This window comes from Candidatus Nealsonbacteria bacterium (assembly GCA_019923605.1).
In the GTDB taxonomy this organism is placed as follows: Bacteria; Patescibacteriota; Minisyncoccia; order Minisyncoccales; family CSSED10-335; genus JAHXGM01.
The window spans coordinates 18,467-27,577 of record JAHXGM010000005.1 but is presented as its reverse complement, the minus strand read 5'-3'; the positions used below and the strand labels follow the sequence as shown (position 1 = coordinate 27,577).

General features: G+C 34.6%; 12 protein-coding genes and 2 tRNA genes. 11 read left to right on the top strand and 3 right to left on the bottom strand.

The genetic code is table 11. The features are described 5' to 3' along the window. Nucleotides 1-245: 245 nt before the first annotated feature. The gene (locus tag KY054_01380) at nucleotides 246-422 is read right to left on the bottom strand and encodes a hypothetical protein (GenBank protein MBZ1356410.1); all 177 of its coding nucleotides are present in this window, start codon (nucleotides 420-422) and stop codon (nucleotides 246-248) included. A 452-nt stretch (nucleotides 423-874) separates the two neighbouring features. On the opposite strand from KY054_01380, the gene rny reads away from it, so the two are divergent. The 7 genes from rny (at nucleotide 875) to uppP (ending at nucleotide 6,552) form a co-directional block, all read left to right on the top strand. Beyond that, a complete protein-coding gene (gene rny / locus KY054_01375) occupies nucleotides 875-2,404 on the top strand; it encodes a ribonuclease Y (GenBank protein ID MBZ1356409.1) in 1,530 nt (509 codons plus the stop codon). Between the two features lie 19 nt (nucleotides 2,405-2,423). Continuing rightward, nucleotides 2,424-3,095, top strand: a complete 672-nt coding sequence (locus KY054_01370) for an energy-coupling factor ABC transporter permease (GenBank protein MBZ1356408.1) — start codon at nucleotides 2,424-2,426, stop codon at nucleotides 3,093-3,095. Next, on the top strand, nucleotides 3,092-3,790 hold the full coding sequence (locus tag KY054_01365) for a CbiQ family ECF transporter T component (GenBank protein MBZ1356407.1): 699 nt from the start codon (nucleotides 3,092-3,094) through the stop codon (nucleotides 3,788-3,790). The genes KY054_01370 and KY054_01365 overlap by 4 nt, the downstream gene beginning before the upstream one ends. Further along, entirely contained in the window at nucleotides 3,787-4,509 is a 723-nt protein-coding gene (locus KY054_01360; protein MBZ1356406.1) for an energy-coupling factor ABC transporter ATP-binding protein, read from the top strand. The genes KY054_01365 and KY054_01360 overlap by 4 nt, the downstream gene beginning before the upstream one ends. A gap of 174 nt (nucleotides 4,510-4,683) precedes the next feature. Next, on the top strand, nucleotides 4,684-5,121 hold the full coding sequence (locus KY054_01355; protein MBZ1356405.1) for an NUDIX domain-containing protein: 438 nt from the start codon (nucleotides 4,684-4,686) through the stop codon (nucleotides 5,119-5,121). 11 nt (nucleotides 5,122-5,132) lie between these two features. After that, nucleotides 5,133-5,294 carry a hypothetical protein gene (locus tag KY054_01350; protein ID MBZ1356404.1) on the top strand — a complete coding sequence of 54 codons (162 nt, stop codon included), beginning with the start codon at nucleotides 5,133-5,135 and terminating at the stop codon, nucleotides 5,292-5,294. Between the two features lie 481 nt (nucleotides 5,295-5,775). Further along, on the top strand, nucleotides 5,776-6,552 hold the full coding sequence (uppP, locus tag KY054_01345) for an undecaprenyl-diphosphatase UppP (GenBank protein MBZ1356403.1): 777 nt from the start codon (nucleotides 5,776-5,778) through the stop codon (nucleotides 6,550-6,552). Between the two features lie 15 nt (nucleotides 6,553-6,567). On the opposite strand, the gene KY054_01340 is transcribed toward uppP, so the two are convergent. Both KY054_01340 and KY054_01335 read right to left on the bottom strand, forming a co-directional pair. Further along, nucleotides 6,568-6,642 (bottom strand) — tRNA-Gly (locus KY054_01340). A 10-nt stretch (nucleotides 6,643-6,652) separates the two neighbouring features. Beyond that, a tRNA-Pro gene (locus tag KY054_01335) sits at nucleotides 6,653-6,725 on the bottom strand. A gap of 67 nt (nucleotides 6,726-6,792) precedes the next feature. On the opposite strand from KY054_01335, the gene KY054_01330 reads away from it, so the two are divergent. The 4 genes from KY054_01330 (at nucleotide 6,793) to KY054_01315 (ending at nucleotide 9,029) form a co-directional block, all read left to right on the top strand. Further along, nucleotides 6,793-7,728 (top strand): hypothetical protein, encoded by a 936-nt coding sequence (locus KY054_01330; protein MBZ1356402.1) that lies wholly within the window; start codon nucleotides 6,793-6,795, stop codon nucleotides 7,726-7,728. Between the two features lie 129 nt (nucleotides 7,729-7,857). Next, nucleotides 7,858-8,070 (top strand): hypothetical protein, encoded by a 213-nt coding sequence (locus tag KY054_01325; GenBank protein ID MBZ1356401.1) that lies wholly within the window; start codon nucleotides 7,858-7,860, stop codon nucleotides 8,068-8,070. A 157-nt stretch (nucleotides 8,071-8,227) separates the two neighbouring features. Then, entirely contained in the window at nucleotides 8,228-8,866 is a 639-nt protein-coding gene (locus KY054_01320; GenBank protein ID MBZ1356400.1) for a PAS domain S-box protein, read from the top strand. Between the two features lies 1 nt (nucleotide 8,867). Then, complete coding sequence (locus KY054_01315) at nucleotides 8,868-9,029, top strand: hypothetical protein (protein MBZ1356399.1); 162 nt, start codon at nucleotides 8,868-8,870, stop codon at nucleotides 9,027-9,029. Nucleotides 9,030-9,111: the final 82 nt, after the last annotated feature.

The window sequence follows — 9,111 nt, the reverse complement described above, 5'->3', positions numbered from 1 at the left end:
GTACGAGAAAGTTCTTTGCCCCCCATTGAAGGAGAAACTCCAACTGGTTCTTTTGTAGGTAGTTGGGGAATTCCTTCAGGAGAAGATAGAATAGCAATGACAATTCCGATTGATGTCACAAGAGACGGTGCAGCTGCACACAATTTCTTTTGGTAGAACTTATCACTGGTGGATTCGTGCACACGATAGCAGGGGCAAAATTCTGGATGGGTAAGTGGTCCAAATTTTACCACTCCTAGTAATCCTTACCCTTTTCCAGAATTTACCATTAGTCCAGCAAGACCAAGCATAAATGAAGTAGTTACATTTAATGCAACTGGCTCACAAGTTTTTACTGGTCTTCCAAGATTTAGCTGGACTTTTCCGGGAGGTAATCCCGGAACGGCTAATACAGAAATAGCTACAACTACTTTCAGCAACACTTCTCCTGTAAATATTCGACTTGACGTCACCGATGGAGCTGGCAACGTTTGCTCTAGGGTTCAAAGCATAACCCCTAGACTTCCTTTACCAGATTGGAGAGAAATATCACCATTTGGCATAATTCCAAAATCATTAGCTGCTTTGAGCTTTGTATTTAATGGTCATTTGATAAAATAAGGAGTGTTGATATTAGACCTTAAGGCCTTTTAAAAAGGCCTTTTCCCTTGATTTTTTGCTAATTATTGATAGAATTGGATTGTAGTTAAATTAATTTTAAACCTTGAACTTCGTATAGATATTTTCGATCGGACGAATGCAAACACTGCAACTGAAGCAATGAAATTTATCAAAAAACTCACTGTTGTTATATCTCATTATCCTTACCTAAGCCCCAAAAGGGTGGCATTTCTGGTTAGATAGAATTATCGGAGACAAGTTTTGACAAAAAAATATGTCGGAAATCATCCCCATTGTGGTAGGGGCCGTTTCATTGATGATCGGTTCCATTTTTGGATACTATGTTCGTCAGTCCCTTGCTAAAAGAAATTATGAAACAATTGAAGCTAAGCTTCAGAAGAAAGTTAAAAGAGCTAGAGAAGAAGCAGAAAATATTATTACTCAGGCTAGTGAAAAGGCAAGTCAATTAATACAGGAATCGAAAAGAGAGATTGATGAAAGAAACATTGAAATAATAAGAAGAGAAAAAATTCTTCTTAAGCGTGAAAATACCCTAGATCAAAAACATGTTGATTATGAGAAGAAAGAAAAAGATTTCAATGAGAAAGTAGAAAAACTGAAAGTAATTAAAGGAAATATAGAACAACTTCATTTAGAAGCAGCTAAGAAGTTAGAAGAGGTCGCTCAAATATCTGCTGAAGACGCAAAGAAAGAAATTATCGCTAAGGTAGAAAAAGAGAATAGCGAAGAAGTGATGGCGAAGATAAGAGAAATTGAAAAAGAGGGTTGGGAAAAATACGAAGAGAAAGCCAAAGAGATAGTTTCTTTGGTTATTCAAAAGTGTGCAGTTGCTCAAACACAAGAAATTACAACAACAACGGTTAGTCTTCCCAGTGATGAAGTGAAGGGAAGGATAATCGGGAAAGAAGGAAGAAACATTAAAACTCTTGAAAAATTAACTGGTGTTGAAATTATTGTCGACGATACTCCTGAGGCCGTTGTAATCTCTGGGTTTGATCCAGTAAGAAGACATATTGCTAAGATTGCTTTAGAAAAGCTGATAAGAGATGGAAGAATTCAGCCAGCCAGAATAGAGGAGACTGTTATTTGGGCTGAAACAGAAATACAAAAGCAAATTAAAGAAGCGGGAGAATTAGCAGTTTATGAAACGGGTGTTGTGGGATTAGACCCTAAGCTTGTTCAACTAATTGGAAGGTTAAGATTTAGAACCAGTTATGGACAGAATGCATTACTTCATTCGGTTGAGGCTAGTTTCTTGGCAGGATCTTTGGCAGCAGAAATTGGAGCTAATGTTATGATCGCTAAAAAAGCCGGATTACTTCATGATATTGGTAAAGCCATAGATCATCAAGTAGAAGGATCTCATACAGAAATTGGAGCTAAGATTTTAGAAAAATTTAGTGTTGAGCCCGATGTCATTAAGGCCGTGAGATCTCATCATGAAGAGCATCCTTATGAAACAATAGAATCAATTATCGTTCAAACAGCCGATGCTATATCCGGAGCTCGGCCAGGTGCTAGAAAGGATAATTTAGAAAACTACCTTAAGAGATTAGCAGAGCTAGAAGATATTGCTAATTCCTTTGAGGGAGTAGAGAAGAGTTATGCCATAGCAGCGGGTAGAGAAATTAGAGTGTTTGTTAGACCTAATCAAGTAAACGATCTTCAGGCAAGAAATATTGCAAGAGGTGTGGCAAAAAGAATACAAGAAGAATTAAAGTATCCAGGAGAGATAAAGGTTAATGTAATAAGGGAAAGTCGGGTGATAGAATTTGCTAAATAATTAAAATAATTAATATATCATGCATATACACATTCCAGACGGAGTTCTCCCAATTTGGTTATGGGTGTTGGGCTTTGCCATAACCTTAGTGTTCCTTTCAATTTCGGCTATAAGATTAAAAAGCGATCTCAGAAGAATGCCCCTCGCGGCCATACTTACGGCTTTGGTTGTTCTTTTAATGTCTGTTCCCTTAGGCATCCCAGCGCACATTAATATGATGGTCTTTGTTGGAATAATAATGGGAATTCATTGGTCTCTTGTAATATCGTTTTTAGTCAATTTTATTTTAGCTTCGTTTGCACACGGTGGATTGTCAATAATTGGACTAAATACCTTGATTCTTTGGGCACAGGCAATTATTGGCATTGCTCTTTTCGGGGTACTCAAACAGTTACTTAAGGATAAATCTCTTAGAGGAGGATTAACTACTTTTTTAGCTATACTCCTTTCTTTCTTCTTAACGCTCGGAATAGTTTTGGCAGCCAATTTAGAGGTTGATAAATTTTTCTTTGATGATCATGATCATTATGAAGAAAAGTATTATGACGAAGAACATCATGATGAAATATCACTTCTTATCTTTTTAAGCTTATCCTTGCCTTTTGTATTATGGGGGGCTGCGATAGAAAGCATTGTTACTTTTGTTGGAATAAAGCATATCGATAAAACTAGGCCGGAACTTATTAAATGAGTGAGGTTTATTTAATTGATTATTATTCTAATAGTATTAACAGTTTTTTTCATAGAAGAACCGTTTTATCTAAGGCGGTTCTTCTTCTTCTTATTTTTCTATCAGTAATTTCTTCAAAATCATTTCATGTTTTCTTATTTGTTTTTTTGAATTTGATAATTATTTCTCTTATTTCAAAAATACCATTAAAGATGATTGGGAAGTGGTCTTTTTATCCAATCATTTTTACTTCAATTTTTGCTCTTTCTCAAATAAATCAAGGATGGCTTCCTCTTATTACTCTTTTTAGGGCCTTAATTATAGCTTTTGCAGTAATGCTATTTTTTTGCATTACTCCTTACTCTTTGGTTTTTTCAAAAATTAGTAGATTATCTTCCTTCTTTTCTAGTATGTTTCTTTTGACCTACCGTTACTTCTTTTTAATTATAGAAGAAATAGAAACACGCTTTCAAATGATGAAAGTTAGGGGAGGGACATCGGGTGGGCTAGTCAGATCTGTTATAAATGTTGGTAAGTTGATAGGGGCTATTCTTATTTCTCTTATTGAAAGGGGAGAGAAGATGTATGGCCTTTTGTTGATTAGGGGATATAATGGAAGAATATACTCACGTACGAAAGAGAAGTTTAGCTACCTCGATGTTATAGTAATTTCTTGGGGGATAGTGATATTTATATTATCTAGTTTAATTTTATGAAAAACAAAGAAATTGTTTCGGTAAAATGTATTAAGCATAGATATCCCGATAAAACAGAAGTGTCCATATGTGGTCTTGATTTCATAGTCAGAGAGGCCGAGAATATCGCTTTAATTGGTTCAAATGGTTCAGGCAAGAGCACTTTCTTGATGCATATTATAGGATTATTGCGACCTACTGAGGGAAGTGTTGACGTTTTCGGAATAGATCCGGCCGATAACTTTAATGATATTCAAAGAAAGGTAGGCGTCGTTGTTCAAAGGGCGGAAGATCAAATGATTGGACCAACTGTTTTTGATGACATCGCTTTTTCTTTAATAAATTACGGATTTAGCGAAGATGAAATATCAAAAAGAGTTAATGGAATAATGGAAGAAATGAAGATAGAAAAGCTTCAGGATAAGTTAATTCATTATTTATCAGGAGGTGAGAAAAAAAAAGTTGCTCTAGCTGGAGCACTTGTCTTATATCCGAAACTGTTGATACTAGACGAGGTTTTATCTGGTATTGATATTGAAAGTGTTGATTTGATATTAGGGATTTTAGACCGTTTTAATAAGGAGTATAAGACGGCAATTATTATGGCAACGAATGAAATAGAAATTGTTGAAAAATTCTCACAAAAAGTATATTTGCTAGATAAAGGCGAAATAGTCTTTAGTGGGCCATTCAAAGATCTTGTAAAGAAGTATAATAATTATACAGTTTGTAAACACTAAAAAAACCCTTTTAAGGGGTTTTTCGGAGTATATTTATGATTTTGCTCAAAGCTACTTTATCAATAATTACTGATGTTGGATAGTACAAATTAATTAACAATTAAGTTGCAATAGAAACTTGAAACCAAGTATTAAAAACGATGAAATTAAAAAAATTTAGTTTTTGAAAAAAATATGAAAAAAGCAAGATTTAGTTTAGTAGCGGATGTCCATTTATTTCTTATTAAAAATAATAAAATTTTATTTTTATTAAGAGAAAATACTGGTTATATGGACGGATATTATCATGTGCCTGCTGGTCATTTAGACGGAGGGGAAAAAATAGTTAGTGCATCAATAAGAGAAGCTAAAGAAGAAATCGGTATAGCTATAGAGCCTGAAGATATAAAGTTTATGCATATTATGCACAATAAGTCTAATAATGAAAGGGTGGCATTTTTCTTTGAGGTTAAAAAGTGGCATGGTGATATTAAAAATATGGAGCCAGATAAATGTGGAGGGTTGGTATGGTTTCCTTTAAATAAATTACCAGAAAATATAGTTCCTTATGTTGAAAAATCTATAGAATATTATTTAAAAGGAATAAATTTTTCCCATTATGGCTGGGACTAAAATAATTTTTTATGTTTGAAAAATTAATAAAAAATAAAAAAATAATATTTCCTTCAATTTCAGATCGAGAAATAGAACATAGAGCTATGATAAAAATAATCAGTCAAAAAAATAATCATCTTATCACAACCAGAAATGTAAGAGGGACATATGGTGTGCAATTCAATCGTTAATCTTTCCGACCTTGCTCACGAAATTGCATTAAATAAATCAAGCAGAAGTTAAACCATCAATGGCTAAATTTTTTTATGAGCGAACATTATACGAAAAGTTATAATAAGTGTGGCATACCAATTTCATTGGCACGAAAAATTGCGGTGGCGGAAAAAGGAGTGGCGAAAGCGAGGGCGGGGCGGGAATTTTTCCCCACACACCCTCTCTATTTTTGCCACTCGCCTTGGCCAAACTGCACGCGAGCGTGCGACGAAAAAAATTGATATAATTTGAAAATTCCTGTACAATTACATTAAAGCATATGAATGGCTACTCTAAATCAAAAATTGGCGACTTAAACCTGAAAGATTGGAAGGAATATCAAGATATTCTGATCGATTTACCAAAAAAGGTGATATCGCCTTAGACACGCTTAATAAAATCAGTATAAATCAGCGTTCATAAATTTTCAATTCTTCAATCTTTCAATAGCCAATCGCAATGGACTATATATATGCCGCAGTCGCAGGATTTGTTCAGGGGGTAACGGAATTTCTTCCAATATCATCCTCTGGACATCTTATAATACTTGAACATTTTTTTGGCGTTTCCCCAGAGCGATTCGGACTTGCGTTTGACGCTTCAATTCATCTCGGGACGCTTTTTGCTGTATTATTGTTCTTTTTTAAAGACTATGCGGATTTGTATAGAAATCGTCCATTACTTGTTAGGCTTATTATCGGTACGATACCGACTGTCGTTTTTGGTTTATTATTTGAATCTATAATTGAATCGTCATTCAGGCAATTGTGGCTCGTTGGTGTAGCTCTTATCGGTTTTAGTTTTATAATGTTTTTTGCTGAAAAGTATGGAAAAAAGATGCGTAACGGAAGTTCAATAACAAAGAAAGAGTCGCTAATCATCGGCTTGTTTCAAACAATTGCCCTCATCCCAGGCATTTCCCGTTCCGGTGCCACTATGTCTGCCGGGTTATTTATTGGCGTTAAGCGCGATGAGGCGGCTAAGTTCGCGTTCTTACTCTCCGGTCCCATTGTTGCGGGAGCTGGTCTTCTCAAGTTTAATGAGGCAATGAACACATACACGATACAAGGCGATACTTTTCTTCATTTTGTCATTGGAATCATTTCAGCTTGCGTTTTTGGTTTTTTGACAATAAAGTATTTTCTCAAATTTATCTCAACTCACACGCTCTATCCGTTTATAGTGTATAGAATCGTAATAGGTGTTCTTTTGATTTTAATTTCAGTAATCAGATAACGTAAACATCTTTTTTGGAGCGGGTGATGGGAATCGAACCCACATCTAAAGCTTGGAAGGCTGTCATAATAGCCATTATACGACACCCGCTAAATATTTGTCGGGGCGCCCAGATTCGAACTGGGAGTCCTACGCTCCCAAAGCGCATATGTTAGCCGTTACACCACGCCCCGATAACAATAATCTTATATCATTTTGTTTCATTTTGGTCAATTTAATGATATATTGTCGTATATAATTATGGAGCCAAAAGACATCTTTTTAGTAATTGATAGTAATTCACTTATTCATCGTGCCTATTACGCACTACCCCCCCTTACAGTAAAGGATGGTAGAGTTGTAAATGCGGTTTACGGTTTTTTTTCAATCTTATTTAAAAGCATTAAGGACATTAATCCGGACTACGTAATTGCGACTTTTGATGTCCCAAAACCAACTTTTAGGCACAAGAAATTCAAGGATTACAAAGCAAAGAGGGTTCCATCGCCAGATGATTTATATGCTCAATTTCCTCTGGTCAAAGAGGGACTTGATGTTTTCAATATCATAATGATTGAAAGAGAGGGATTTGAAGCCGATGATATTATTGGAACAATATGTGATATCATTGCCGAAAAGAAATACGGAGAAGCGGTCATTTTAAGTGGTGATATGGATATACTCCAATTGATTTCTCCCACAACAAAAGCCTGTTTACTTCAAAGAAGTATTAAGGAATTTTTTTTGTATGATAGCGAGAAAGTAAAAGAAAAATATAAGGGGCTATCATCAAATCAACTCATTGACTTCAAGTCTTTAAGAGGTGATCCTTCTGATAATATATTAGGTGTTCCCGGGATAGGAGAGAAAACCGCACAAGATCTCCTTTTAAAATTCAAAACACTGGAAGGAATTTATAAAGCGGTTGATCAAGAATCAGAGAGTATAATCTTAACTGTTAAAAAGAAACTGGTTGATTACCGAAAAGAAGCTTTTTTAAGCAAAGAATTAGTTACTATCAAGAGGGACGTTGATATTAGTAGGCTGGATTTAAGAAAAAACAGATGGGGAGACTATGATCAAAAAAAGGCTGAAGATTTTTTTATGGATCTCAATTTTAAATCTTTATTAAAAAGAATAGAAAAGCCGAAGAAAGAGAATTCTAGCCCAAATAATCTTTCTCTTTTTAATGATTAACTGGAAATGGAGACTTTAAAATGTTAGAATAAGATTTATAAAATATTAATTTCTGAAATCTAATGGGAATTAAAACAACAAAAGATCAGGCAGATGAAATAATGAAGATAGAAGGAAGAAGTGGAAACTATGGCATTTTATCCAATAGGGTTAAGAGTTTTATCTATTCTCGCTATAGCCGAAGTTTTCGATTTTAACGAAAATCAGGTTAGAAATGAGATTGGGGAAAATGCTCCTAAAATGTCGTTTGTTGTTAAGGTTTTTGCTCAAAGCTTTGGGCACGTCATTATTCATGCGGTAATCTTATACCATCTGAGCTTAACGAAGAAGAAAATTTTTTAGTATTAGAATTAGAAGATTTTGATATCCATCCTATTATGTGCGTCTATCTTTCCGGATATTTTAAAAAAATATCAGAAATAGTAGTAAAGAAAGACGTGATTATAGAAGAAAGAGAGTGTTCTTATAGAAATGGCAATAAACATATATTTATAATAAAATGGTAGGAGAAAATAAAAATTGCGAAGATCGGGTCAAAATTTTGATTGAAGACTTAACACTTCTTGAAGAATACTCTCAGGAGCTTTTATCCTTTACCCCATTGCCCATTTTTTCTACCAGTTCTAAGGGCGTAATACTTGAAGTTAATCCAGCTTTTGAAAAAATTATAGGAATGGGTGCTTATGAGCTGATAGGCAAGTCTATAGAAGATATTTTTGATGAAGGAATAACAGATATTTTAAATGAAACCCTTAAGAAGGGTCATATTCAAGACAAGGAAATTTTAGTTAAAGAAAAGGGAGATAGGCTTATCCCAGTAAGTGTTTTCGCAAAGGCAAGAGACACTGGTGGAGCTAAAAATACGGGGTGTTTTTTTGGCCTTTTTGATTTGACAGAAGTTAAGAAAGCTCAAGAAAAATTAGAGGATTCTAAAAATATTTTGGAAATACGTGTGGCTGCTAGGACAAGAGAATTAGAAGAGTTTACGCAAAACTTAGAAGAAAAAATTCAACAAAGGACACAAGAGCTTGAACAAAATATTTATGAGCTTCAAAAAATAAATAAACTCATGGTTGGTAGAGAGCTTAAGATGAGAGAGCTGAAAGAAGAGTTAAAGGAAGCTAAAAACAATAATTAGCATGGAGAAATCATTGGAAGAAGTAGTTGACAAGATAACTAAGATAAAGGGCCATGTGCGAGGGGATGTTATATTAGGAACTATTTCTTGCATAAGAAAGAAGGAAGGAGAAGAAGGGCTAAACCTTTTGATCAAAAAATGGATGAATTGGGTTATATTTTAATTTAGATAAAATTAAGCCCCTTGATTGGCCCCCAGAGTCACTTAGCGTAATTTTAATCAATAACTGCCAAAGAGCTATTTAA

Coding starts and splice junctions, on each gene's coding strand:
- KY054_01315 (MBZ1356399.1), top strand. CDS start 8,868: ATGGAGAAATCATTGGAAGAAGTAGTTGACAAGATAACTAAGATAAAG.
- KY054_01370 (MBZ1356408.1), top strand. CDS start 2,424: ATGCATATACACATTCCAGACGGAGTTCTCCCAATTTGGTTATGGGTG.
- rny (MBZ1356409.1), top strand. CDS start 875: ATGTCGGAAATCATCCCCATTGTGGTAGGGGCCGTTTCATTGATGATC.
- KY054_01320 (MBZ1356400.1), top strand. CDS start 8,228: ATGGTAGGAGAAAATAAAAATTGCGAAGATCGGGTCAAAATTTTGATT.
- KY054_01355 (MBZ1356405.1), top strand. CDS start 4,684: ATGAAAAAAGCAAGATTTAGTTTAGTAGCGGATGTCCATTTATTTCTT.
- KY054_01330 (MBZ1356402.1), top strand. CDS start 6,793: ATGGAGCCAAAAGACATCTTTTTAGTAATTGATAGTAATTCACTTATT.
- KY054_01325 (MBZ1356401.1), top strand. CDS start 7,858: ATGGCATTTTATCCAATAGGGTTAAGAGTTTTATCTATTCTCGCTATA.
- KY054_01365 (MBZ1356407.1), top strand. CDS start 3,092: ATGAGTGAGGTTTATTTAATTGATTATTATTCTAATAGTATTAACAGT.
- KY054_01350 (MBZ1356404.1), top strand. CDS start 5,133: ATGTTTGAAAAATTAATAAAAAATAAAAAAATAATATTTCCTTCAATT.
- KY054_01360 (MBZ1356406.1), top strand. CDS start 3,787: ATGAAAAACAAAGAAATTGTTTCGGTAAAATGTATTAAGCATAGATAT.
- uppP (MBZ1356403.1), top strand. CDS start 5,776: ATGGACTATATATATGCCGCAGTCGCAGGATTTGTTCAGGGGGTAACG.